The sequence below is a fragment of the Saccharopolyspora dendranthemae genome (genome assembly GCF_007829955.1).
Taxonomy (GTDB): Bacteria; Actinomycetota; Actinomycetes; order Mycobacteriales; family Pseudonocardiaceae; genus Saccharopolyspora; species Saccharopolyspora dendranthemae.
In genome coordinates this window covers 1,364,083-1,389,045 of the sequence record NZ_VIWX01000001.1, presented here as the reverse complement: position 1 = coordinate 1,389,045, position 24,963 = coordinate 1,364,083, and the positions used below count along the sequence as shown (strand labels likewise).

General features: G+C 70.4%; 23 protein-coding genes. 9 read left to right on the top strand and 14 right to left on the bottom strand.

From position 1 onward, the window contains the following. Positions 1–20: 20 nt before the first annotated feature. From FHU35_RS06255 to FHU35_RS06235, 5 genes are all read right to left on the bottom strand, one after another. Positions 21–377, bottom strand: a complete 357-nt coding sequence (locus FHU35_RS06255; protein WP_145737392.1) for a GntR family transcriptional regulator — start codon at positions 375–377, stop codon at positions 21–23. 127 nt (positions 378–504) lie between these two features. Next, positions 505–1,494 (bottom strand): methylmalonyl Co-A mutase-associated GTPase MeaB, encoded by a 990-nt coding sequence (meaB, locus tag FHU35_RS06250; RefSeq protein WP_145737391.1) that lies wholly within the window; start codon positions 1,492–1,494, stop codon positions 505–507. Then, entirely contained in the window at positions 1,494–3,698 is a 2,205-nt protein-coding gene (gene scpA / locus FHU35_RS06245; protein ID WP_145737390.1) for a methylmalonyl-CoA mutase, read from the bottom strand. Before scpA ends, meaB begins: the two co-directional genes overlap by 1 nt. Beyond that, positions 3,695–5,563, bottom strand: a complete 1,869-nt coding sequence (locus FHU35_RS06240; RefSeq protein WP_145737389.1) for a methylmalonyl-CoA mutase family protein — start codon at positions 5,561–5,563, stop codon at positions 3,695–3,697. Before FHU35_RS06240 ends, scpA begins: the two co-directional genes overlap by 4 nt. A 452-nt stretch (positions 5,564–6,015) precedes the next feature. Beyond that, a complete protein-coding gene (locus tag FHU35_RS06235) occupies positions 6,016–6,213 on the bottom strand; it encodes a hypothetical protein (protein ID WP_145737388.1) in 198 nt (65 codons plus the stop codon). Positions 6,214–6,366: 153 nt separating this feature from the next. Between FHU35_RS06235 and FHU35_RS06230 the strand changes: the two genes are divergently transcribed. The 5 genes from FHU35_RS06230 (at position 6,367) to FHU35_RS06210 (ending at position 12,044) form a co-directional block, all read left to right on the top strand. Continuing rightward, positions 6,367–8,877 carry a DEAD/DEAH box helicase gene (locus FHU35_RS06230; protein ID WP_145737387.1) on the top strand — a complete coding sequence of 837 codons (2,511 nt, stop codon included), beginning with the start codon at positions 6,367–6,369 and terminating at the stop codon, positions 8,875–8,877. 159 nt (positions 8,878–9,036) lie between these two features. Then, positions 9,037–9,450 carry a universal stress protein gene (locus FHU35_RS06225; protein ID WP_145737386.1) on the top strand — a complete coding sequence of 138 codons (414 nt, stop codon included), beginning with the start codon at positions 9,037–9,039 and terminating at the stop codon, positions 9,448–9,450. A 139-nt stretch (positions 9,451–9,589) separates the two neighbouring features. Continuing rightward, entirely contained in the window at positions 9,590–10,174 is a 585-nt protein-coding gene (locus tag FHU35_RS06220; RefSeq protein ID WP_145737385.1) for a DUF1349 domain-containing protein, read from the top strand. A gap of 122 nt (positions 10,175–10,296) precedes the next feature. Next, a complete protein-coding gene (locus FHU35_RS06215) occupies positions 10,297–10,866 on the top strand; it encodes a TetR/AcrR family transcriptional regulator (RefSeq protein WP_145737384.1) in 570 nt (189 codons plus the stop codon). A 2-nt stretch (positions 10,867–10,868) separates the two neighbouring features. Further along, positions 10,869–12,044, top strand: coding sequence for an FAD-dependent monooxygenase (locus FHU35_RS06210; RefSeq protein WP_145737383.1), 1,176 nt, complete (start codon positions 10,869–10,871; stop codon positions 12,042–12,044). A gap of 1 nt (position 12,045) precedes the next feature. Here FHU35_RS06210 and FHU35_RS06205 read toward each other — a convergent pair whose 3' ends face one another. From FHU35_RS06205 to FHU35_RS06180, 6 genes are all read right to left on the bottom strand, one after another. Continuing rightward, complete coding sequence (locus FHU35_RS06205) at positions 12,046–12,381, bottom strand: YnfA family protein (protein WP_145737382.1); 336 nt, start codon at positions 12,379–12,381, stop codon at positions 12,046–12,048. A 37-nt stretch (positions 12,382–12,418) separates the two neighbouring features. Then, positions 12,419–13,129, bottom strand: a complete 711-nt coding sequence (locus FHU35_RS06200) for a copper homeostasis protein CutC (protein WP_145737381.1) — start codon at positions 13,127–13,129, stop codon at positions 12,419–12,421. 1 nt (position 13,130) lies between these two features. Further along, entirely contained in the window at positions 13,131–14,828 is a 1,698-nt protein-coding gene (locus FHU35_RS06195; RefSeq protein WP_145737380.1) for a formate--tetrahydrofolate ligase, read from the bottom strand. Positions 14,829–14,854: 26 nt separating this feature from the next. Then, positions 14,855–15,691 (bottom strand): methylenetetrahydrofolate reductase, encoded by an 837-nt coding sequence (locus FHU35_RS06190; RefSeq protein ID WP_145737379.1) that lies wholly within the window; start codon positions 15,689–15,691, stop codon positions 14,855–14,857. A 10-nt stretch (positions 15,692–15,701) separates the two neighbouring features. Beyond that, a complete protein-coding gene (locus FHU35_RS06185; RefSeq protein WP_145737378.1) occupies positions 15,702–16,895 on the bottom strand; it encodes a glycine cleavage T C-terminal barrel domain-containing protein in 1,194 nt (397 codons plus the stop codon). A 135-nt stretch (positions 16,896–17,030) separates the two neighbouring features. After that, on the bottom strand, positions 17,031–19,475 hold the full coding sequence (locus FHU35_RS06180; protein WP_145737377.1) for a GcvT family protein: 2,445 nt from the start codon (positions 19,473–19,475) through the stop codon (positions 17,031–17,033). 211 nt (positions 19,476–19,686) lie between these two features. On the opposite strand from FHU35_RS06180, the gene FHU35_RS06175 reads away from it, so the two are divergent. Beyond that, a complete protein-coding gene (locus tag FHU35_RS06175) occupies positions 19,687–20,223 on the top strand; it encodes a sarcosine oxidase subunit gamma (protein WP_186459275.1) in 537 nt (178 codons plus the stop codon). A 113-nt stretch (positions 20,224–20,336) separates the two neighbouring features. Next, on the top strand, positions 20,337–21,095 hold the full coding sequence (locus FHU35_RS06170; RefSeq protein ID WP_145737375.1) for an IclR family transcriptional regulator: 759 nt from the start codon (positions 20,337–20,339) through the stop codon (positions 21,093–21,095). Here FHU35_RS06170 and FHU35_RS06165 read toward each other — a convergent pair. Further along, complete coding sequence (locus FHU35_RS06165) at positions 21,078–22,643, bottom strand: Na+/H+ antiporter (protein ID WP_145737374.1); 1,566 nt, start codon at positions 22,641–22,643, stop codon at positions 21,078–21,080. The genes FHU35_RS06170 and FHU35_RS06165 overlap by 18 nt on opposite strands. Positions 22,644–22,696: 53 nt before the next feature. On the opposite strand from FHU35_RS06165, the gene FHU35_RS06160 reads away from it, so the two are divergent. Further along, complete coding sequence (locus FHU35_RS06160) at positions 22,697–22,969, top strand: UBP-type zinc finger domain-containing protein (RefSeq protein WP_145737373.1); 273 nt, start codon at positions 22,697–22,699, stop codon at positions 22,967–22,969. Between the two features lie 66 nt (positions 22,970–23,035). Here FHU35_RS06160 and FHU35_RS06155 read toward each other — a convergent pair whose 3' ends face one another. After that, positions 23,036–23,419: a hypothetical protein gene (locus FHU35_RS06155; RefSeq protein ID WP_145737372.1), complete on the bottom strand. Its 384-nt coding sequence runs from the start codon at positions 23,417–23,419 to the stop codon at positions 23,036–23,038. 389 nt (positions 23,420–23,808) lie between these two features. Here FHU35_RS06155 and FHU35_RS06150 point away from each other — a divergent pair, with 389 nt between their 5' ends. After that, positions 23,809–24,180, top strand: coding sequence for a hypothetical protein (locus FHU35_RS06150; RefSeq protein WP_145737371.1), 372 nt, complete (start codon positions 23,809–23,811; stop codon positions 24,178–24,180). On the opposite strand, the gene FHU35_RS06145 is transcribed toward FHU35_RS06150, so the two are convergent. Then, entirely contained in the window at positions 24,128–24,907 is a 780-nt protein-coding gene (locus tag FHU35_RS06145) for a cupin domain-containing protein (protein WP_145737370.1), read from the bottom strand. The genes FHU35_RS06150 and FHU35_RS06145 overlap by 53 nt on opposite strands. Between the last annotated feature and the right edge of the window lie 56 nt (positions 24,908–24,963).

Sequence of the window (24,963 nt, the reverse complement as noted above, 5' to 3'; positions counted from 1 at the left end):
TTTTCCGTTGGCCGGCTCTCCTAGAGCTTCAGCGCCGCCTGCACGATCGCGAGCGCCTCGGACTTCGGGATGCCGAGGGCCTGGGTGATCTGCGCGTAGGTCGCGGCGGCCTCGGCCGCGCGCGCCGCCGTCTGGTCGCCCGCGTCGCTGACGAAAGTCCCGGCTCTGCCGCGGGTTTCGATGAGACCCGCTTGCTCCAGCTCCCGGTACGCCTTCGCGGCGGTGTTGGCCGCGATGCCGAGCTCGGCCGCCAGCGCCCGCACCGTGGGGAGTTTCGCGCCGACCGCCAGCTCGCCGGAGTTGATCTGCTCGGCGATGCGTGACCGCACCTGCTCGAAGGGCGGTACGTCGGAGTCGGGATCGACGTTGATCCGCATGCGTTCACCGTCCAGACTCGCGCGAACGACGTCATGACCCACCCAGTATCTGCCCTTCCCGTGGGCCGGGGCTCGTCGGGTGGGCCCGGTTCGCGCGGCGTGCTCGTGGTTGTGGGGGCCGGGTGGGTCAGGAGCTCCGGCGGAAGGCGTCGAGCAGGCGTTCCGTGGCGAGGCTCGCGGTGAGTTCGCCTGCTCGGACCTGCGATTCCACCTCGCCGACGACGTCGCGGACGTCGGGGTCGTGGGTGAACTCCGACATCAGCTGCTCGCGCACCATCGCCCAGGTCCACTCCAGCTGCTGCCGACTGCGCTTGGCGGCGAGCTCACCGGTGTCCGAGAGCGTCTTGTGGTGCTGCTCGACCTGCTCCCAGAGGGTGTCCAGGCCCATCGAGCGCAGTCCGCTGCAGGTCAGGACCGGGGGAGTCCAGGACGCGCTGACCGGGGTCAGCAGCCGCAGGGCGCTGCGGAGTTCTCGGGCGGCCTTCTTCGCCTCCATCTCGTGCTCGCCGTCCGCCTTGTTGACGGCGATGATGTCGGCGAGTTCCAGCACGCCCTTCTTGATGCCCTGCAGCTGGTCACCGGTGCGGGCCAGCGACAGCAGCAGGAAGCAGTCGACCATCCCGGCGACCGTCACCTCCGACTGCCCGACGCCGACGGTCTCCACCAGCACGACGTCGTAGCCCGCGGCCTCCATCAGAAGGATCGTCTCGCGGGTCGCGCGCGCCACCCCGCCGAGCGTGCCCGCCGACGGTGACGGCCGCACGAACGCGGACGGGTCGGAGGCGAGCCGGCCCATGCGGGTCTTGTCGCCGAGGATGCTGCCGCCGCTGCGCGTCGACGACGGGTCCACGGCCAGCACTGCCACCCGGTGCCCCTGCTCGGTGAGCGTGGAACCCAGCGCCTCGATGAACGTCGACTTGCCCACGCCGGGCACACCGGTGATGCCGATCCGGTGCGCGCCGCCGCTGTGCGGGAGCAGCTCGGTGAGCAGCTGCTGGGTCAGCGCGCGGTGATCGGCGCGGGTGGACTCCACCAGCGTGATGGCCTGCGCCAACTTCGTGCGCGAACCGTCGAGCACGCCCTGGGCGTAGTCGTGGATGTCGATCGTGCGTGGCATCAGTGTTCGAGGCGGGTTCGGAGTTCGTCGAGGAGCCCGGTGGCTGCGTCGGCGATGACGGTGCCGGGCGGGAAGATCGCCGAGGCCCCGGACTGGCGCAGCGCGTCGAAGTCGGCGGGCGGGATGACGCCGCCGACGACGACCATGATGTCCTCGCGGTCGACCGCCGCGAGTTCTTCGCGCAGCGCGGGCACGAGCGTGAGGTGCCCGGCGGCGAGGCTGGAGACGCCCACGATGTGCACGTCGGCTTCGGCGGCCTGGCGCGCGACTTCGGTGGGGGTCTGGAACAGCGGGCCCACGTCGACGTCGAAGCCGAGGTCGGCGAAGGCGGTGGCGATGACCTTCTGGCCGCGGTCGTGGCCGTCCTGACCCATCTTGGCGACCAGGATGCGGGGTCGGCGCCCCTCGGCCTCGGCGAAGTCCTCGACCTGCTGACGGGCCGTTTCCAGCTGCTCGGACGGGCCGGACTCTTCCCGGTACACACCGGAGATCGTACGGATCTGGCCGGAGTGGCGGCCGAAGACCTTCTCCAGCGCGTCGGAGATCTCCCCGACCGTGGCCTTGGCGCGGGCGGCGTCGACCGCCAGCGCCAGCAGGTTGTGCGCGAGGTCGTCCGGCCGTTCGTCCGACAGCGACGCCTCGGCGGCGGCGGTGAGCTTGCGCAGCGCGTCGTCGCAGGCCGCGGTGTCGCGCTCCTCGCGGAGCCGGCGCAGCTTCTCCAGCTGCTGGGCGCGGACGTCGGCGTTGTCGACCTTGAGGACCTCGATCTGCTCGTCGCCGTCGTAGCGGTACTTGTTGACGCCGATGAGCGGCTGGCGACCGGAGTCGATGCGCGCCTGGGTTCGGGCGGCGGCCTCCTCGATGCGCAGCTTCGGGATGCCGGCGTCGATGGCCTGGGCCATGCCGCCGGCGTCCTCGACCTCGCTGATGTGCGCCCAGGCGCGTTCGGCGAGGTCCTGGGTGAGCCTTTCGAGGTAGTAGCTGCCGCCCCAGGGGTCGATGACCCGGGTGGTGCCGGACTCCTGCTGCAGCACCAGCTGGGTGTTGCGGGCGATGCGGGCGGAGAAGTCGGTGGGCAGCGCGAGGGCTTCGTCGAGCGCGTTGGTGTGCAGCGACTGGGTGTGGCCCTGGGTGGCGGCCATCGCCTCCACGCAGGTGCGGGCGACGTTGTTGTAGACGTCCTGAGCGGTCAGCGACCAGCCGGAGGTCTGCGAATGGGTGCGCAGCGACAGCGATTTCGGATTGGTCGGCTCGAACTGCTTGACGAGCTTGGACCAGAGCAGCCGCGCGGCGCGGAGTTTCGCGACCTCCATCGCGAAGTTCATGCCGATGCCCCAGAAGAACGACAGCCTGGGCGCGAACGCGTCGATGTCGAGCCCGGCCTGCTTGCCCGCGCGGAGATATTCGACGCCGTCGGCGAGCGTGTAGGCGAGTTCGAGGTCGGCGGTCGCTCCGGCCTCCTGGATGTGGTAGCCGGAGATGGAGATGGAGTTGAACTTCGGCATCTTCTGGCTGGTGTAGGCGAAGATGTCGGAGATGATCCGCATGGACGGCTGCGGCGGGTAGATGTAGGTGTTGCGGACCATGAACTCCTTGAGGATGTCGTTCTGAATGGTCCCGGCCAGCTGCTCGGGTGCAACACCTTGTTCTTCGGCGGCCACGATGTAGAGCGCCATGACCGGCAGCACCGCGCCGTTCATGGTCATCGACACGCTCATCTTGTCCAGCGGGATGCCGTCGAAGAGCTGTCGCATGTCCAGGATCGAGTCGATGGCGACCCCGGCCATGCCGACGTCACCGCCCACCCGGGGGTGATCGGAGTCGTAACCGCGGTGGGTGGCCAGGTCGAACGCGACCGACAGGCCCTTCTGCCCGGCGGCGAGGTTGCGCCGGTAGAAGGCGTTCGAGGCCTCCGCGGTGGAGAAACCCGCGTACTGGCGCACGGTCCAGGGCTGGTTGACGTACATCGTCGGGTAGGGCCCGCGCAGGAACGGCGCCAGACCCGGGTAGGTCGACAGGAAGTCCAGACCGTCCACATCGGATTCGGTGTAGAGCGGCTTGACGTCGATGCCCTCCGGGGCCTCCCACGACAGCGCGTCGGACTCCTTGCCGGTGGCCGCGAGCACCTCGGACCGCCAGCGCTCCTCGTCCGCTCCGGACGGGTCCTCCAGCGGAACCTCGGCGAAGTTCGGGATCTGCGTCATCGTCGGACTCCCCACTCGGCGTGCACGGCGTCGAGGACGGTCAGCGCATCACAACCGGCGTGGATGTGGCCGTCGACACCGTCGGCGTCATTCGGTTTACCCGCCAGCAGAACGGTTTTCGCCCCGGCCTGCTTGAGCGCGAGCGCCGTGTCGGCGGCGCGCTCGGCGTAGATCTTGTCGCTGGAGCACAGGCACACCACCGGTGCGCCCGAGTACGCGGCCAGCACCTCATCGGTCGAATCCGTCGGGCCCGCCTCGGTGGCGTCCAGCCCGCCCGCGGCGAACAGGTTGCGGGCGAACGACGCCCGCGCGTTGTGCGCGGCCAGCGGCCCCAGCGTCGCGAGGAACACCGCGGGGCGCTCGCCCGTGTCGGCCAACCGTGCGTCGGCGGCGTCGCGCAGCGCCTCGAAGTCCTCCGCGTAGCGGTGCACCGGAAGCCCGCCACCCGGCCGCTCCGGGGCGGGCGTGCGCTCCAACAGCTTCTCGTCCAGGTTCGGGAACTCGCTGACACCCGTGATGGCGTCGCTGCGGCGGGCGACCGCCGCGCGGCGCTCCTGCCAGGTGTCCTCGATCTCCTCGCCGACCAGCCCGGACTCCAAGGCCTCGGGGAGCCCGCCGACGGCCTCGATGCGCTGGAACCACGCCCAAGCCTTGCGGGCCAGCTCGTCGGTGAGGGATTCGACGTACCAGGAACCGCCCGCCGGGTCGATGACCTGCGCCAGGTGAGATTCCTCCAGCAGCAGGGCCTGGGTGTTGCGGGCGATGCGGCGGGCGAAGTCATCCGGCAGACCGATCGCGGCGTCGAACGGCAGCGTCGTGACCGACTGCGCCCCGCCGACACCGGCCGCGAAGGTGGCGATGGTGCCGCGCAGCATGTTCACCCACGGATCGCGGCGGGTCAGCATCGCCTCCGAGGTCACCGCGTGCTGCACCTGCGCCCGAGCGGACTCGCCGACCCCGGACGAGCGGGTGACCTGCTCCCACAAGCGCCGGGCGGCGCGCAACTTGGCGATCGTGAGGAACTGGTCGGAGGTGGCGGCGTAGCGGAACTCCAGCTGCCCGGCGGCGGTGTCGACGTCGAGACCGGCCTCCGTCAGCCATCGCAGGTAGGTGACACCGGCGGCCAGCGAGCAGCCCAGCTCCTCGGCATCCGACCCGCCCGCGTCGTGGAACGGCAGCGCGTCCACGCTCAGGGCTCGCAGCCGCGGGAACTCGGACGCGCAGCGCTGGGCGAGGGTGACAGCGGCATCGCGATCCCCGGCCCGGCCGGTGCGGGCCTGCACGGCCAGCGGGTCGGCGCCGAGGTTGCCGCGCAGCTCACCGGCGGGCACGCCCTGCTCGGTGGCGAGGGTCAGCAGCGTCTTCGCCGCCGCCGCGAACTCGGCGCCCGCGTCGAGGCTCACGCCGATCATGTCCAGGTGCACGCCGTTCAACGCGTCGGCCAGGTCCTCGACGGCGATGCCACCGGAGCCCAGGCGCAGCCACAGCGACGAGACGCCGTTGTAGAGATCGGCCAGCACCTCGCGATTCGTCTCGGCGACGTCGGGGTGCTCGTGGCGCTGGCGGACGTCCCAGCCCTCGGCGACACCGCCCTGCGGCCGGCTGCCGCGCACGAACGGCGCCAGACCGGGCAGCCCCGGATCCACCGGCGCGGAGGTGTAGAGCGGGCGCACCCGGACGCCGTCGTGCGTCGTCGAGTTCAGCACGTCCTCGACCGGGCCGGCCGGCGGCTCCTCGCCGACCACGCCGGATCGCTCCAGGACCTTGTGGACCTGGACCTGCCACTGCTCGTGAGTCGGCTCGGGGAACTCCGCGGCCAGCGGGAGTTCCGGCCGGCCGCCGCTCGTCGTCGAGTGCGCCACCATGGCCCAGATGGTAGGCCGGTTGGACCCTGCTGAACCCGATCAAACCTGTGACGCGTGTCTCCGGGGGTAAACGGGGTTCACTCGATTGTTTGAGACAGGTTCGGGCGGGTCGGTTTTTGCTGAATCGTTCTGTTGCTGGGCGGTGTGGGTTCGCTGCAACTGCTCAGTGGTCCCTCTGCTGGGCGGTGCGGGTAGCGGAGCCTCGGGCGTGGGTTCACTGCAACTACTCAGTGGTTCCTCTGCGTGGCGGTGCCAGATGCGGAACCTCAGACGCCTTCTGGCTCCGGGAGCCGAGGCTTATGTATGCCGATACACGACACGTCGGCTGTCCTCCCCAGAAGGCGTCTGAGAACCCGCGGCGGTGCCGGTTGCTTGCTGGGGGTAGTGAGAAAGCGACTTCGTCGCTTGCCTGACGTGGGTTGATCAGGTGGTCGTTCCTGCGTCTTGTGTGCTTACGGCCGCGTGCCGCAGAGGTGGTATACCCAGCCGTTTTCCGGGGTGTAGTGGAGTTCGTACTGGGTTTCGATCTTGGGGCCGTCGTGCAGGTGGATGTGCTTGAGGAGGCGGCCTGCCACCGCTTCGTGGTCGCGCAGGTCCTGAACTCTGCCGTCCAGCGGACCACCCACGAAGCGCACGTTGCGGGTCGACATGGCGCCTCTCCTTCCGCCTGATGTCCGGGCCTGCTCCCATGGTCGCTGATCACCCGGGTCTTCCACCAGCGAGGACACCGGGGTGGAGGAAGCGGGGCCGACTCGTACCCCGGATGCCCCGCGTCGGGGGTGGCCAGGGACGATGGAACGACGATGAAGCTCACCGACCAGCTCCCAGCGCTCACCGCCGGCGATCCCGATCCCGACGCTCAGTTCGAGGCGTTCGTCGAATGGACGATCTCGTTGGGCATCGAGCTCTACCCGGCGCAGGAAGAAGCGCTGATGGAGGTCGTGACCGGTGCGAACGTGATCCTGTCCACGCCCACCGGATCCGGCAAGAGCATGGTCGCCACGGGTGCGCACTTCTCCGCCCTGGCCACCGGGAAGCGCAGCTTCTACACCGCGCCGATCAAGGCCCTGGTCTCGGAGAAGTTCTTCAGCCTCGTCGAGGTCTTCGGCGCGGAGAACGTCGGCATGATGACCGGCGACTCCAGCGTCAACGCCGAAGCGCCCATCATCTGCTGCACCGCGGAGATCCTGGCCAACATCGCCTTGCGCGACGGCGTGGACGCCGACGTGGACCAGATCGTGATGGACGAGTTCCACTTCTACGCCGAGCCCGATCGCGGGTGGGCCTGGCAGGTGCCGCTGCTGGAGCTGACGCGCGCCCAGTTCGTGCTCATGTCGGCCACCCTCGGCGACGTCAGCTCGTTCGAGGAGGACCTCACCCGCCGCACCGGTCGCAGCACCGCGGTCGTCACCTCGGCCGAGCGGCCCATCCCGCTGAACTTCCGCTACGCCAAGACCCCGCTGCACGAGACGATCGAGGAGCTGCTGGCCGGTCAGCAGGCACCGATCTACGTCGTCTACTTCAACCAGGCCTCCGCGCTGGAGCAGGCGCAGGCGCTGATGAGCGTCAAGGTCGCCTCTCGCGAGCAGCGCGACCGCATCGCCGAGACGATCGGCGAGTTCCGGTTCACCGCGGGCTTCGGCAAGACGCTCTCGCGCCTGGTCAGGCACGGCATCGGCGTCCACCACGCGGGGATGCTGCCGAAGTACCGGCGGCTGGTGGAGCAGCTCGCCCAGGCCGGACTGCTCAAGGTCATCTGCGGCACCGACACGCTCGGCGTCGGCATCAACGTGCCCATCCGCACCGTGCTCATCACCGGGCTCACCAAGTACGACGGGATCCGCACCCGGCACCTCAAGGCGCGCGAGTTCCACCAGATCGCCGGTCGCGCCGGTCGTGCCGGCTACGACACCGCCGGGTTCGTGGTGGTGCAGGCGCCGGAGCACGAGATCGACAACGAGCGGGCGATCGCGAAGGCGGGCGACGACCCGAAGAAGAAGCGCAAGGTGGTGCGCAAGAAGGCGCCCGAGGGCTTCGTGTCGTGGAGCGAGAAGACCTTCGAGAAGCTAGTCGAGGCCGAGCCGGAGCCGCTGCGGTCGAGCTTCAACGTCAGCCATTCGATGCTGCTCAACGTCATCAACCGGCCTGGCGACGCCTTCGCGGCGATGCGCCGGCTGCTGGAGGACAACCACGAGGACCGCCCCACCCAGCGCAAGCACATCCTGCGGGCGATCGCCATCTACCGGGCGCTGCTGGCAGCCGACGTGGTCGAACAGCTCGACACCCCCGACGAGCAGGGGCGCAGGGTTCGGGTGACGGTGGACCTGCAGTTCGACTTCGCGCTCAACCAGCCGCTCTCGCCGTTCGCGCTGGCCGCGATCGAACTGCTCGGCACCGAATCGCCGACCTACTCGCTGGACGTGCTCAGCGTCATCGAGTCCACACTGGACAACCCCAGGCAGGTGCTCGCGCAGCAGCAGTTCAAGGCCCGCGGTGAGGCCGTCGCCCAGATGAAGGCCGACGGCATCGAGTACGACGAGCGCATGGAACTGCTGGAGGAGATCACCCACCCCAAGCCGCTCGAAGAGCTCCTCGAAGCCGCCTACGAGACCTACCGCAAGGGCCACCCGTGGGTCGGCGAGCACGAGCTGTCGCCGAAGTCCGTCGCGCGCGACATGTACGAGCGGGCGATGAACTTCGTCGAGTTCGTCAACCACTACGGCCTCGCCCGCTCCGAAGGGCTCGTCCTGCGCTACCTCGCCGACGTCTACAAGGCGCTGCGGCACACGGTTCCCGACGACGCCAAGACCGAAGAGCTCACCGACATCATCGAATGGCTCGGCGAGCTGGTCCGGCAGGTCGACTCCAGCCTGCTCGACGAGTGGGAGAAGCTGCGCCACCCGGGCGACGATGCCGTGCAGGCGGCACCGCCCGAGCCGGAGCGGGTCACCCGCAACCTGCGGGCCTTCCGGGTGCAGGTCCGCAACGCGCTGTTCCGCCGGGTCGAGCTCGCCTCGCTGCGCCGCTACGACCAGCTCGGCGAACTCGACGCCGAGGAAGGCTGGGACGCCGACGCGTGGGCCGACGCGCTGGACGACTACTTCGCCGAGCACGACGAGATCGGCATCGGCCCGGACGCGCGCGGCCCGCAGATGCTCATGATCACCGAGGAGTCCGACCGCTGGCTGATCCGGCAGATCTTCGCCGACCCGGCCGAGGACCACGACTGGGGCATCAGCGCCGAGGTCGACCTCGCGGCCTCGGACGAGGCAGGCAGCGCGGTCGTGCGGATCACCGACGTCGGCGAGCTGTGAGGCGCTCCCACCCGTTCTGAAACGAGTCCCGGGTCCCTCGGGCAGCCGCTGACATCGCGAGCTGAAACGGTCCTGACAGCGGTTCGGGGGCTGCGCCGAAGCCGGCATCGCAATACGATCCGGACAAGATCCCCGCAACTCGTGCGAAGGAGCGTCGTCATGCCGCAGACCGTCGTCGTCGGAGTGGACGGATCTCAGGAATCGGTGCGCGCACTGCGCTGGGCCGCCGATCACGTGCGGCAGGTGGGCGGCATCCTGCACGTGGTCACCGTCTGGCACCAGCCCGTCCAGTTCGGCTACCGCCTGGCGTCCCCCGACACCGAACTGCAGAAGCAGGGCCAGCAGGCCCTGGACTCGACCGTGGAGCAGGTCAAGCCCGAGTTCCCGAACGTCGACATCAGGCCGAGGCTGATCCGGGGCCAGGTCGTCGACGAGTTCGTGAAGCTCTCCAAGCAGGCCGATCTGATGGTCGTCGGCGACAAGGGCCACGGAGCCTTCGCCGGGATGCTGGTCGGATCGGTCGCGATGAAGATCGTCCACCACGTGGCCTGCCCGGTCACGGTGGTCCGCTGAGCGACTCCCCGTGATGGCGGGTTCACGAGGCGTGCCCGCTGGTCTTGATCCGCGCCCGGTACTCTTCGGTGCCTGACTGTGTGCGTCGGGGGATGCGGGCCGCTGCTGCGGCGCGCGGACCGAGCGAAAGCGGTGTGCGATGCAGCAAGCCGAAGACCTCACGCTGTTCGAGCTCAGCGGGTGGCGTTGGATCAACGAGCCGGCGAACTGGCTGACTTACGCCGGTCTGACCGTCACCAGCGACACCGACACGGACTTCTGGCAGACGACGCACTACGGGTTCGCCCGCGACACCGGGCACGCCCTGCTGCGGCCGGTCGGCGCCCAGTTCCGGATGCGCGCCAGGTTCTTCGGCGACTACCGCGAGCAGCACGACCAGGCCGGGCTGATGCTGCGCGTCGACGCGGACAACTGGATCAAGACCGGCATCGAGTACGTCGACGGCGAGCAGTACCTGTCGGCGGTGGTCACCCGCGAGCACTCCGACTGGAGCGTGCTGCCGCTGACCGCGGCCTGCGGTGAGGTCGAGTCGGTGACCGTCGAGATCGAGCGCTTCGAGGACGCAGTGCACGTCCGCTACGCCGCCGAGGGCGGCGAGCCCGTCAACAACCTCCGCATGGCCTACTTCCCGCCGGACGTGCCGGCCCAGGCCGGTCCCATGTGCGCCTCGCCCGACGGCGCGGGGTTCCCGGTCCGCTTCTCGGAGCTCACCCTCTCGGAGTGACCTCCGCCCGCTCCTCCTGACGGGTGCTCCTTCCCGTCGTCCTCGGAATTCCCTGGAACCGCGCTTCGTCGCGCGCTACGATTAGGGCAGTCGTACAGGACGAGTGCCCTGGAGGGTTCGGGATGAGTTCACCTGCGGCGGAGCGCGGGCGCGAGGTCCGGCAGCGGTTGCTGACCGCAGCGGTCGAGCTGATCCCCGAGCGCGGCTGGACCGCGGTGAGCACGCGCGTTCTCGCCGAGCGGGCGGGGGTGACGCCGAGCGTCGTGCACTACCACTTCCCGTCGATGGCGGAGCTGCTCAACGAGGCCGTTCTGGGGCTGATGCGGCAGGTTCTCGCCGCGTCCGAGGAGCAGGTCGGCGAGGGCGGTGACCCGGCTTCGACGGTCAGGGCGATGGTCGCCTCGGTCGCCGAGTACTCCGGCGACGACCCGACCTCGATGGTCTTCCTCGAGGCGTACCTGGCCGCGACCCGTGATGCGGGGCTGCGCGAGCGGATCGGGGCCGAGCTGAGGCGCTTCCGGGACGGCGTCGGTGCACTGCTCGCGGCCCACGACGTGCCCGAACCCGACGCGACGGCGGCGGTGCTGGCCGCCGCGATCGACGGCCTGCTGCTGCACCGGGCTCTCGCCGAAGGCCCGGAGACCCGGGCCGTGGCCGACGTGCTGGGGAGATTGGTCCCCGGGGAGGAGTGACGATGAAGATCGTGATCGGCGGGGCCGGTATCGCCGGGCTCGCGCTGGCCAAGCAGGTCGCCGAGTCCGGTGCCGAGGTCGTGCTCGTGGAGCGGGCTCCGGGACCTCGGCCCGAGGGCTACATGATGGACTTCTTCGGGCCGGGGTACGACGCGGCGCGGGAGATGGGGCTGCTACCCGCGATCCGCAGCCGCGCCTACCAGGTCGACGAGATGAGCCTGGTCGACGAGCGCGGCCGGCGCCGCGCGGGGCTGGGCATCGCGCAGTTCTCCGACGGCGAGCTGTGCAGCATCATGCGCCCGGACCTGGAGGACGTGCTGCGCGAAGCGCTTCCGGCCGGGGTCGAGCCGCGGTACGGGGTGCGGGTGATCGGAGTCGACGAGCACGACGGCGGTGTCCGCGTCGAGCTCTCCGACGGCCAGGAAGTGGACGCGGACCTGCTGGTGGGCGCCGACGGCATCCACTCCAGCGTGCGGCGGCTGGTCTTCGGCGAGGAGACCCGGTTCGCGCACCACATGGGTTTTCACACCGCCGCGTTCACGTTCGACTCGCCGGAGATCCACCGGGAGGTGGCCGACCGGTTCTGCCTCACCGACACCGTGGGCAGGCAGATGGGCTTCTACGGGCTCGCCGGCGACCGGGTCGCGGCCTTCGCCGTTCACCGCACCCCGGATCCCGCGCTGCCGGACGACTTCCGATCGGCGGTGCGCGAGACCTACGGCGGCATGGGGTGGGTGGTGCCGGAGGCGCTGGCGAAGTGCCCGGAATCGGGGATCTACTACGACCAGGTCGCGCAGGTCCGAATGCCCTCGTGGAGCAGCGGGCGCATCGTGCTGCTCGGCGATGCCGGGTACGCGGTCTCGCTGCTGGCCGGCCAGGGCGCGTCGCTGGCGATCGCCGGGGCGTACGTCCTCGCCGACCGCCTGGCGCGGGCGGATTCGATCCCCGAGGCGCTGGCCGACTACGAGCGGATGTGGCGCCCGGTCGTCGAGGACAAGCAGCTGACCGGCCGGAAAGCCGCCCGCTGGTTCCTGCCCGCCTCGGCGCTGCAGCTCCGGCTGCGCCGAGCGACGTTGCGCCTGGCGGGCCTGCCGGTGCTCGACCGGTACGTCGCGGCGCTGCTGGCGGGCAAGTCGACGGCTCTGATCACCGAGCTGCGGCGCGACGCCCGCGTGTAGCTCAGAGCGGTCGCGGCGCGTACATGATCACGCCGACGCCCACCAGGCAGATCAGCGCGCCGATGATGTCCCAGCGATCCGGGCGGAAGCCGTCGAGCAGCACGGCCCACACCAACGAGCCGGCCACGAACACCCCGCCGTAGGCGGCCAGGATCCGGCCGAAGTGCGCGTCCGGCTGCAGCGTGGCGACGAAGCCGTAGATGCCGAGCGCGAGGACGCCCGCGCCCATCCACAGCAGTCCGCGCTGCTCCCGCACGCCTTGCCACACCAGCCACGCCCCGCCGATCTCGGCGATGGCGGCCAGCACGAACAGCACCACGGACCGGACGATTCCCATGCGGGCAACCCTAAGCGGTCCTCGCGCGGCCTCGCTCTCAGGAATCCCGGTGGGCCACGGCGATGAGCTCGCGCGTGGTGCGCTCGTCGAGCGCGGTGTGCGGGCCGAAGTCGACCGCGCCACCGGGACCGCGGACGGAAAGCCGCGGTGCCGCGTGGATCTCACCGATCCCGGTGGCCTCGGCGATGGTGCGCGCGTTGTGCGGGCGGATCCCGCCGCAGGCGGTCAGCGCGAGGTGCTCGCCTGCGGCCTCGGCCATCCTGCGCAGGACGGGGACGCCGTCCTCCGCGCGCTCGGCGCCGCCGGAGGTGAGGATCCGGCGGACGCCCAGCTCCGCGGCGGTGCGCACCGCCGCGACCGGGTCCCGGCAGACGTCGACGGCGCGGTGCAGGGCGACCGGGACGTCGCCCGCCTCGGCGATGAGCTCGCCGAGACAGGCGACGTCGAGCCGGTGCTGGGCGTCGAGCGCGCCGACGACCACGCCGGCCGCTCCCGCGGACACGGCGTGCCGGACGTCGGCGCGCATCGCGGCCACTTCGGCGGGCGAGTAGCAGAACCCGCCCTCCCGCGGCCGGATCAGCACGTGCACCTCGCTGCCGCGGCACCGCCGCAGCACCTCGGACAGCAGGCCCGGCCCGGGCGTCAGACCGCCCAGCGCCCCGGCCGAGCACAGCTCGATCCGGTCGGCCCCGAGGCGATCCGCGGCCACCGCACCGTCCGCGCTGTCGGTGCTGATCTCGACGCGCACGTCACATCAGACCGGTGATGTTGCCCTCGGCGTCGAGGTCGATGGATTCGGCCTGCGGGTGCGAGCCGAGTCCCGGCATCGTCCGCATGTCACCGCAGATCGGGTAGACGAAGCCCGCACCGACCGACGCCCGGACCTCGCGCACCGGCAACGTCCAGCCGGTGGGCGCGCCCAGCAGCGACGGGTCGGAGCTCAGCGAGAGGTGGGTCTTGGCGATGCAGACCGGCAGGTCGCCGTAACCGTTGGCCTCGTAGCTGTCGATGGACTTGGCGGCCGCCGGTGCGTAGCTGACGGCCTCCGCGCCGTAGACCTTGGTCGCGATCGTCTCGATCTTGGTCCGCAGGTCGGCCTCGTCCGGGTAGAGGACCTGGAATCCGGCCGGTTCCTCGCACGCCGCGACGACGGCCTCGGCGAGCTCGGTGCCGCCCTTGCCGCCCTCGGTGAAGTGGTTGCTGACCGCCACGTGCGCGCCCTCAGCTTCGGCGATCTGGCGGATCGCCTCGTGCTCGCTGGTGAAGTCGCTCGGGAAGGCGTTGATCGCCACCACGGGCGAGACGCCGTGCAGCCGGATGTTGTCGATCTGCTTGCGCAGGTTGTCGGCCCCGGCGAACACGTCCTCCGGGTTCTCCTCCAGCATCTCCGGCGGCAACGGCTTGCCCGCGACCACCTTGTAGCGCCCGGAGTGAGCCTTGAGCGCGCGGACCGTCGCCACCAGCACGGCGGCGTCCGGCTGCAGGCCGGAGGTGCGGCACTTGATGTTGAAGAAGCGCTCGGCGCCCATGTCGGCGCCGAAACCGGCCTCGGTGATGAGGTAGTCGGTGCAGCGGCTGCCCACCAGGTCGGCGACGATCGAGGAGTTGCCGTGCGCGATGTTGCCGAACGGCCCGGCGTGCACCAGCACCGGCGTGTTCTCGGTGGTCTGCATGAGGTTCGGCTTGAGCGCGTCGCGCATGATCACGGCCATCGCGCCCGCGGCCTTGAGCTGCTCGGCCGTGATCGGCTCGCCGTCGGGGGTGTAGCCGACGACGATGCGCCCGAGGCGCCTGCGCAGGTCGGCCAGCGACGTCGACAGCGCCAGCACGGCCATCACCTCGCTGGCGGCGGTGATGTCGAAACCGGTCTGCCGCGGTCCGCCGTCGACCTTGCCGCCGAGCCCGGAGACGATGTTGCGCAGGTCGCGGTCGTTGACGTCGAGCACCCGGCGCCAGGTGATCCGGTGCGGATCGATGCCCAGCGCGTTGCCCTTGTGCAGGTGGTTGTCGACCATCGCCGACAGCAGGTTGTGCGCCGCGGTGACCGCGTGCATGTCGCCGGTGAGGTGCAGGTTCAGCGCCTCCATCGGCACCACCTGGCTGTACCCGCCGCCTGCCGCGCCGCCCTTGATGCCGAAGGTCGGGCCCATCGAGGGCTGCCGGACGGCGACGGTCGAGCGCTTGCCGATGTGGTTGAGCGCCTGCCCGAGGCCGACGGTCGTGGTCGTCTTGCCCTCGCCCAGCGGAGTGGGGGTGATGGCCGAGACCACGACGTAGCGCGAGCGCGGGCGGTCGGAGAGCTCGTCGATCGCGTCGAGCGAGATCTTCGCGACGTTGCGCCCGTAGGGCTCCAGCAGGTGTTCCCCGATGCCCAGCTGCCCCGCGATGTCGTCCATCGGGCGCAGCTCCGTCGCACGGGAAATGTCCAAATCGGACGGGATGGTCATGCCAGAACCTCCTGCGAGGTGGTCGGTCACGCCGGGCGGTCCGCGTAGCCGGACAGCCGGGCCGCCAGATCGTCGCGCCACCGCACCGTCTTGGTGACCTCGTTGAAGGTGAACAGGTGCCAGCCGGCGATCGGCGAGTCGGGGTCGGTCAGCTGCGTGGACAGCTCGTCGAACAGGTCCTCCGGCGTGTAGCGTGCCAGCATCTTCGAGACCGCGTCGTACTGCTTTCGCAGGAACCGCGTCGACTCACCCAACCCGATCCGCATCGCGATGCGCAACAGTCGGCGTGCGTCCACCACCCCGGGCGCTCCCACGTACACGGGTGCTCGCACTCCGCGAAGCCGCACGTCACGGGCCCAGTCGGCGATCGTGCGAGGGTCGAACGTGATTTGCGAAACCACGTAGTCGGCGTAGACCGATTTATCCGACAACGCCCGAATGGCGCATTCGTCAGTGATGAGCGCGTGACGTTCCGGGTACCCCGCCACGCCGATGCGGGAGGGCAGTCGCCCCATCCGCTCCATCGCGCGCAGCAGGGAGAGGGAGTCGGCGAACTCGCCGAGCGGCCGGGTGGAGTCCCCGGCAATGGTGAACACCTCGCTCACCCCGGCCGCGTCGAGCCGGTCCAGCACCCACGCGAGGTGCGCGCGATCGCGGATCGACCGGGCGGCCAGGTGCGGCACCGCGTGCAGACCTCTCGCGGCCAGCCGCTCGGCGGTGTCGAGGGTCGGCCCGATGCCCTTGGCGGGCGAGGCGGTCACCGTCACCGTGCTGCCGGGTTCGAGCTCCTCGACGTGGGCGTCACCGACCGGGAGCACCTCGTAGCGCATCCGGTCGAGTGATCGCCGCAGCTCTGATGCCATCTCGCCCCCTTCACGCGCTGCGCGTCAAGCGCTTGGGGATGTCCTTGGTCGGGTCCAGGAAGGGCTTCTCGGACACGACGGCCTGCTGCGGGCCGTGCTGGGTGTGCACGACGAGCTCGGTGCCGGGCTCCTGGTAGGCGATCGGCACCATCGCGTAACCGATGTTGGCGTCCAAGCGCGGGGAACGGGCCGCCGAGGTGACTTCGCCGATGCGCAGCCCGTGCGGGTCGTGCACGTCGAAGAAGTCGATCATCGCGCCGTCGTTGAACGACCCGACGCTCGGCCCGTCGATGCGCACGCCCACGAGCTTGCGGCCGACGCCCTCCTGCTTGATGCGGCGCAGCGCCTCCTTGCCGAGGAAGTCCGCTTCCTGGTCGAGGTCGACCATCCACGTCTTCTCGAAGCCGTAGCCGGCCTCGAACGGGTTGGTCTCGGCCGTGATGTCGCAGCCCCACGACAGGATCCCGGCTTCGATCCGGCGGATGTGGCAGGGGCCGATCACGGTGAGGCCGTGCGGCTCGCCCGCCTCCCAGATCGCGTCCCACAGCCGCACGCCGTCGCGGGAGGCGTGGTGCAGGTAGATCTCGTAGCCGAGCTCCGCGGTGTAGCCGGTGCGGGAGACGATCACCTGCATGCCCGCGAGCTCTCGTTGCACCGCGTAGTAATAGGGGATGTCCAAGATGGACTCGCCGAACAGGTCGGCCATCACCTCGCCCGACTTCGGGCCCTGGACCTGCACCGGTCCGACGTCCGGCTCGCGGACGTCCACGTTCATGCCGAGGCCGTGGGCGAGCGCCTTGGCCCACAGGAGCACGTCGCTGTCGGCCAGCGAGAGCCAGAAGTGGTTCTCGCCGAGGCGCAGCAGCACCGGGTCGTTGAGGATCCCGCCGTCGGTCCCGGTGACGAACACGTACTTGCACTGACCGACCTTGCACTTGGTGAGGTCGCGGGGCACGAGCATGTTGGTGAACTCGAACGCGTCCGGCCCGGTGATCTCCACCTGGCGCTCGACGCCGACGTCCCACAGCGTCACGCCTTCCAGCAGCGCCCAGTACTCGCCGACCGGATCCCCGTAGTGCCTCGGGTGGTACGTGTGGTTGTACACGCTGTACATCCCCACGCCGTGCTGCCGCGACGCGTAGAAGAACGGTGATTTCCGGAGCCGCGGGTACAGCAGAACCCCAGGATCCAAGTTGACGCCCATGACGCTCCTCCAAGTCTCGTTCGACGCGTTGTCAGCGAAATGCCCACGAGGTCGGTGGGATTTCGGGTCTGGATTTCGGGAAGGCGACCACCGGAGCTGTGATCAGACGGTTCTCGGGTGCGGTCGGGGGCCGGGTCATCGGCGCATTCGGGTCATCTCGGGGTCGTAGGCGGGGTCCGGGATGACGGTGACGGGGTGGGGTTGGTCGAAGTAGGTGACCGCCAGCCGGGTGTCGGGGTGGGATCGGCCGGTGGGCAACCAGGCGTAGGCGAGGCTGGCTCCGAGGGTGTGGCCGTAGGCGGCGCTGGTGGTGAAGCCGACGGCCCGATCGCCGTCCAGGACCGGTTCCGAGCCCATGAGGACCGTGCCGTCGTCGACCCGCAGGCAGCACAGCCGCCGGGTGGGTTCTGCCTGCTGCAGCACTGACTCCCGGCCGACGAAGGGACCCTTGTCGGGCTTCACCGCGAAACCGACGCCGGCTTCGGCGGGGGTGTGCTCGCTCCACATGTCGGTTCCCCACGCCCGGTAGCCCTTCTCGACCCGCATCCCGTTGAACGCCCCGCGACCGGCCGGGAAGATCCCGTGCCCGGAGTCGGCCAGCAGGTCCCACAGCCGGCGCCCGAAGTCGGCGGAGGTGTAGAGCTCCCACCCGAGTTCGCCGACGTAGGACAGTCGCAGCGCCACCACCGGGACCTCGCCGACGTGCAGTCGCCGAGCCCGGAAGAACCCGAACGCCTCGTGCGAGACGTCGGCGTCGGCCAGCGGGGCGAGCACGTCGCGGGCGCGCGGACCCCACAGCCCGATGCAGCAGGTGCCGCCGGTGATGTCGCGGACCTGCGTGGTCTCGTCGGCGTGGGCGCGCAGCCACGCGATGTCGCGGGGACCGTTGCACCCGACCTGGAAGTGGTCCCGATCCAGCCGCGCCACCGTGATGTCCGACCGGATGCCGCCTTCGGGCGTGAGCATCAGCGTGTAGGTCACGTACCCCGGCAGGCGGTCGATCCTGCTGGTGGTGAGCTGTTCCAGCAACGCCACCGCGCCCGGACCGGTGACCTCGGCGCGCGCCAGCGAGGTCATGTCGAACATCGCGACGCGCTCGCGCGCGGCCTGGTGCTCGGCTCCGACGATCGGCGACCAGAACCGGCCCGCCCACTCGCCGGGGCGCGCGATCTCCCTTCCCCGGAGCAGGGTTTCGTTGCTCGCGTACCAGTGCGCTCGTTCCCACCCGGAGGCTTCGAGGAACACCGCGCCGCGGTCGCGCTGCCGGTCCTGGAACGGGCTGGTGCGCAGCGGCCGCGGCCGCTCCGGGGGTTGCTGCGGGTGGATGATGTCGTAGACCTCGCGGAAGCTCTGCGCGCTGCGCTGCGCGAGGTAGGCCGGACTGAGGGCGAAGTCGTCGAACCGCCGCAGGTCGGCTTGCCGCAGGTCCACCTCGGGCGTGCTCCCGGCCAGCCACTGCGCCATCGCCCGCCCGACGCCGCCGGCGTGGGTGATCCACACGGCCTCGGCGACCCAGAAGTTCTCCACCTCGGAGGGGCCGAGCACCGGCATCCCGTCGGAGGTGAACAGGAACAGCCCGTTCATGCCCTCGCCGATCTCGGCGTCGCGCAGTGCGGGAAGCAGCTGCCGGGCGGCTTCCCACTGCTCGGCGAAGTCCTCCGGGGTGAACGGGTGCACCGAGGCCATGCCCTTCCACCCGCCGCCCTCGGACGGGGCTTCGGTCCCGGGCGTGGCGGTGGGGGAGAGCTCGTCGGTGTGCACCGGCATCACCCGGTGCCGGTAGGAGCCGATGCCGTAGCGGTCGTGGGCCTGCCGGAAGTACATCGACCGGTCCTGGTGCCGCAGGATCGGTTGAGCCACTTCGGTTTCGCCGCCGGTCAGCACCGGTGTGGTCACCGCGTACTGGTGCGCGAGCGGTTGCACCGGAACGGTCACCCCGGCCATGCGCCCGATCTCCGGGCCCCAGATCCCCGCGCAGCACACCACGGTCTCGGCTGTGAAGTCGCCAGAGCTGGTGCGCACCTTGGTGATCCGGTCGCCGCTGAGGTCGAAACCGGTCACCTCCGTGCCGCCTTCGAAGCGCACGCCGAGGCGACGGGCCTCGCGGATCATCGCTTCCGCGGCGCGCACGGGTTTGGCGATCCCGTCGGAGGGGACGTGAAGTCCGCCGTGGATCCGGTCGGGGTCGATCGCGGGAATGCGTTGGCGCACCTGCTCCGCGTCGAGCAGCTCGCCACCGATTCCCCACGCGGTGGCGAGGCCGAGCTTGCGCTGCAGGTCGTTCCAGCGCTCCGGGGTGGTGGCCACCTCGATGCCGCCGACCTGGTGGAAGCACGGTCGCCCGTCGACCTCCAGCGAGGAGTACAGGTTCGCGGTGTCACGGGCGAGCCTGCTCATCGTCTCGGAAGCGTTGGTCTGGAAGACGAGACCCGGTGCGTGCGAACTCGACCCGCCGGTAGCGGGGAGCGGCCCCTGGTCGATCACGAGGACATCGGTGATCCCGAGGCGCGCCAGGTGGTAGGCCGTGCTGCACCCGACGATGCCGGCCCCCACCAACAGGATTGTGACGCGTGAATCCATGGCTTCCGCCTTGTTGCGCCTACGACAACTACCCGCGCATGCCGCAACAGTGCGCTCGGCGGGAGGGATGCGTCAAGAGGTCATCGGGAGGGAATTTCCGACGTGGATCTTGGTGTGGGACAAGGGAAAGCGGCGTCCCACTTTCGTGGATTGGCCCGCCGTCCGGAGCGCTCCTAGCCTGGGCTGACATCCGAACGTCAGGGAGGTGGCCGTGGTCGCGGCACCGCTTCCGCACCCGCCCGCCGGTGAGCCGGGCGCCGGCGAACCGCGGCGCGGCGTGCTCGCGGACCGCGCCGCCGAACTCGCGGAGGTCCTGACCGAAGAACCGTTCCTGAACCAGCTCGACCTGCGCACCGACGCGGAATTCGCGCTGGGCTTCCAGCTTCCGCGCACCACTCTCGTCGTCGGGGATGAGCACCGCGCCGCCCTCGGCCTGGGACCGGACGAGTACCTGCTGATCGGGGTCGCCGGCGCCGAACCCGGTCACCGCGGAGCGGTCGACGTCTCAGCCGCTCGAACCTCGCTGCGGCTCAGCGACCGACACGTGCTGCAGTCCCTCTGCGCCCTCGACCTGCACCCCCGGGTGTTCGTCCCGGGGTGCTGCGCGCAAACGCGGCTCGCCCGGGTTCCGGTGATCCTCTGGCGGCTCGACACCGATTACCGGGTGCTGGTCGGCCGCTCCCACGCAGGTCACGTCGCCACCGCGTTGCTCGGCGCTCGCCAAGCGACCCCGGGTGTTGCACAATGAGGAACAGAACTGCCCGCCCATCCCGGATGATCGCGGAACACCTCCGGCGAGCCGATAGGGTCTGGCCCGTGGCTAGTGCGTCTGAATCTCGCGGAAGCAGCTCGGGTGCCCTCGTGCAATCGGTGGACCGGGCGGTCACCGTGCTGGAACTGCTGGCCCGCAACGGCGAGGTCGGCATCACCGAGATCGCGGGCGAGCTGGGCGTGCACAAGTCCACCGCCTCCCGCCTGGTCAGCGTGCTGGAATCGCGAGGTCTGGTCGAGCAGCTGGGCGAGCGCGGCAAGTACGCCATCGGCTTCGGCATCGTGCGCCTGGCGGGCGCGGCCACCGAGCGGTTGGACCTCTCGCGGATCGGCCAGTCCTACTGCGATTCGCTGGCCACCGAGCTCGGCGAGACCGTCAACATCGCCATCCGCGACTACGACGTGGCGATCAACATCAGCCAGGCGCGCGGCACCGCCTCGGTCACCGCCCACAACTGGGTCGGCCAGCGCACGCCGCTGCACGCCACCTCCAGCGGCAAGGTGCTGCTGGCCAACGCGCCCCGCGACGACCAGGACCGCATCCTGGCGCGCAAGCTCGAGCAGTACACCGAGAAGACCGTCATCGGGGCTCGCCAGCAGCGCAAGGACTTCGACCTCATCGTCCAAGACGGCTACGCCACCAGCTACGAGGAGTTCGAGATCGGCCTCAACGCCGCCGCCGTCGCCGTCTACGACCACGAGGGCAACGTCGTCGCCTCGCTGAGCGCCTCCGGCCCCACCTACCGGTTCACCCGCAAGCGGGTCCGCGAGGCCGTCGGCTTCATGCGGGAGGCCGCCGCGGACCTCTCGGCGCAGCTGGGGTTCCTGCCCTCAGTCCCGGGTGAGTGACAGCTCCTCCAGATCGAGCTGGTGCATGACCCGGCGCAGCACCTCGTCGTCGATCCGCCGGGCGTCGCGGAACCGCACGAACACCGCGCGCTCAGCGGCCAGCATCTCGCTGCGCAACCGCTGGTAGGCGGCGGTCGGGCTCTCGCCCAGCTCCTCGTCCGAGCGGCCCAGCCGTTCCCACGCGCGGTTCGCGCGCTGCTGCGCGGCCTGCCGGAGCTGCTCGGCCACCTCGCCCGGCGGTTCGACCTCCTCGGCCAGCTCGTCGAGGCGCTGCTGCGACGCGCGCGCGGCATCGTGCCTGGCCTGGGCCTCGGCGAGGGCGTCGGTGTAGTCCTCGCCGCCGGTCACCCCCAGCCGCTCGATCAGCCTGCGCAGCGTGGTGCCGTGCAGCAGCAGCGTCACGAGGGTGACGAACAAGGTCAGGAACAGCACCTCGTCGCGGTGCGGGAACGGTTCACCGGAGAGCGTGACGGTGGGGATCGCGGCGGCCGCCGCCAGCGACACCACCCCGCGCATCCCGGCCCACGAGACGATCAGCTTGTACCGCCAGTCCGGCCGCTTGCCGCGCACCCACTCCGGTACGTACATCACGCCGAACACCCACACCACGCGCGCGAGCACCACCGCGACCGTCAGCGCGCAGCCCGCCAGCAGCAGCGGCCCGAAACCCGTCTTCACCCCGGCCACCACGCTGCTGATCTGCAGACCGATCAGCGCGAAGACGACCGATTCGAGCAGCGTGTCCACCGCACCCCAGACCGCCTTGTCCTGCACCCGCGTCGCCGCGCTGCGCGCAGGGGACTGGTGTCCGAGGTAGAGCCCGGCGACCACCACCGCCAGCACTCCGGAGGTGTGCGCCTCCTCGGCGACGAAGTAGGCGAAGAACGGCACGATCAGCCCCACGGCGCTCTCCAGCACGTCGTCCCGCAGCAGCGGCTTGATCCGGTGCACGACCCAGGCGATCACGAAGCCGATCAGCGTTCCGCCCACCGCCGCGAGCAGGAACATCCCGATCCCCGTCAGCAGCGAGGTGCCGGTGCCGATCGCCGCGGCCACCGCCACCCGGTACGCGGTCAGCGCCGTCGCGTCGTTGACCAGGCTCTCGCCGCTGAGCACCGTCATCAGCTTGCGCGGCAGCCCGGCGCGCCGTCCGATCGCCGACGCCGCCACCGCGTCAGGCGGAGCGATCACGGCGCCCAGCACCAGGGCCGCACCGAGCGGCAGGCCGGGCACCAGCCACCACGCCACCAACCCGGCGATCGCGGTGGAGAACAGCACCAGCCCGATCGCCAGGAGACCGATCGGGCGCAGGTTCGCCTTGATCCCCACCGTCGAGCTGTGCAGGGCCGCCGAGTACAGCAGCGGGGGGAGGATCAGCAGCAGGATGACTTCGGGGTTGATCGCGTAGTCCGGCACGCCGGGGATCGCCGACACGGCCAGTCCCACCACGACCAGCAGCAGCGGGGACGGCACGCCGAGCCGGCGGGACAGGGCCGTGATGGCGAGCGCGCCGGCGAGCAGTGCCATCAACGCGGGCAGGTCGTGCATGCTCACTCCCGTCGGGACATGCTGGGGAGGCAGGAATCAGAAGGGACCGGACGATGTCGGATCGTTGCGCACATCTTTCCAGCGCCGCTACCCAGCGGCCCAACCCCAGCAGCGTCGAGGGATGCGAGGACTGCCTGGCCCAGGGCGAACGGGTGTGGGCCCACCTGCGGATCTGCACCGAGTGCGGGCACGTGGGCTGCTGCGACTCCAGCCCCAACCGGCACGCCACGGCCCACCACGAGCACACCCGGCACCCCGTGGTTCGCTCGTTCGAACCGGGGGAGGACTGGATGTGGTGCTACCCCGACGAGCAGCTCACGGCGTGACGAGCGTTCCGCTGCTGGATCACCAGCTGGGAACGGTGATCGGCATGAGCCGGAGAACCTGCGACGTCATCCCTTGGTGTGCTCGTTGAGGGCGTCGATCGCCGAGGTCTTGGTCTCCTGGTCGGCCGAATCGGCGTGAGCCTCGGGCGGTGCGACGGGCTCCAGGTCCGGGCGCGTCGGCTCGCGACGTTCGGCCACCGGCTGGAACCGCGGGTGCGAGGGCGGAGCGGGCGGCATCGGCCTGCGCGGCGCACGCCGCGGCGGCTGGCTGGCGCTGATGTAGAAGCCCTGCAGCAGCAGCACGATGATCCCGACGATCAGCGCGGTCACGGCCAGGTAGAGGGCGTTGCGATCGTTGTTGAACCACCACAGCGCGCCGCCGACGCCGCAGGCGATGCCGGCGACGACAGCCAGCAGGTGGAAGAGCAGGTGGACGGGATAACCCCGCACGGCCGACACCTCCCCGGTGCAACGCGGCGTGAGAACGGGCCCTCTCGAATCAGCACGCGCGCCGACCGCGGCCGGTTGCCTCCGGGCCGGATTCGCAACGCGGCGACTCCGCCTCCGATGCTAGCCCCGGCGGCCGAAGATGTGCTCGATCAACGATCGTTCGGAGCAGGCGAATCGATCCGAGACGGGTTCGTTTTCACCCGTTGAGGCGATAGGGGCCGGACGCGAGCAGCGTTCAAGACGACCCGCCCCTACCGTTGAAACCAACAGGCCACAGTGGATCCGCGCAGTTGATGACCCGGGTGCGGGCGGCCGATCGGCCGGGATTCGGGGAGAGGTCGCGCGGGTATCCGATGGGTGAGAACCGGCTAGTTTCGGGGGTGTTGCCGGTGCTGAATTCCTTGACCGGGTTCGCCGCGGCGGCGGGCGTCGGCATCGGAACGGTTCTGGTGTTCTCGATCGTGATGTCCTGGGTCGAACGCGGCATGCTCGGCTCCGGCACGACTCGCCGCGGGAGGCACCGCGAACGCCGCGGCCTCGCCGCGGCCTACCGGAGGCGCCGGGCCGCGCTGCTGGCCAGGGGAGCTTCCCTGCCCGCGGTGGTGGCCGCCGTCGAAACCGCGCGGCGCCCGCGCACGGCCATCGTCATCGCCGGAGGTCCTGGCGCGATGCGCCGGCCGGGCGCGCGGCACTCCTACTTCGACCGGCCTACAGGACCTCGAAGTCGGCGAAGTCGAACCCAGGCGACACCACGCACGTGACCAGCGATTCGACGGTCGCCGCGGCCGAGGCGCACTGCCAGGTCCCGGCCGGGATCACCGCCTGCGGCGTCTGACCCGCACCCGCGCCCAGCACCACCTGCTCGGGGTGTTCCGAGGGCTGCGCCCCGGTGCCGCCCAGCTGCAACGCGAGGGGTCCGCCGCGGTGCCACAGCCAGACCTCGTCGGAGGCCACCACGTGCCACGCCGAGCGCTGGCCGGGCGGGAGCAGGAAGTAGATCGTGGTCGCCGTGGGGCGCGTGCCGTTCGGGCGCTCGACCTCCACCGAACTGGCCCAGGTCCGCCGGTACCAACCGCCCTCGGGGTGCGGCATCAGATCGAACTCCTCGGCGGTGCGGCTGCGCGACTCCAGCGATAGGAAGGTGCCCTTGACATCGCGGCGCGCGTAGCGGATGCCGATCACCGATTCGCGCTCCAGCGCGCCGTAGACGTGCGGGAACCGCTGGTCGGCGGGCACTCCCGGCGGTGGGGCCGGCTCGGCCGCCTCCCAGCGCACCGGCGAGGACAGCCGCGCCGGGTCCAGCTCGATGGCGACCATCGGCTCCTCGACGTGGCTGTAGAGCGTGTTGGCCACGGCCAGGGTGGTGGGCACGTCGGGGGAGCAGTGCACGAATCCCTGAGAGGCCAGGCTCTCGGCGGTGATGGGCTGGTCGCGGTCGCTGTGGAAGGTGCTCAACGGCAGCAGGTGCAGCAGGGTCGATCCGGTCACGCGGCACAGTGTCCCTCGCCATCGGGGCCGAAGGCGATCACCCGGTTAGGATTTCG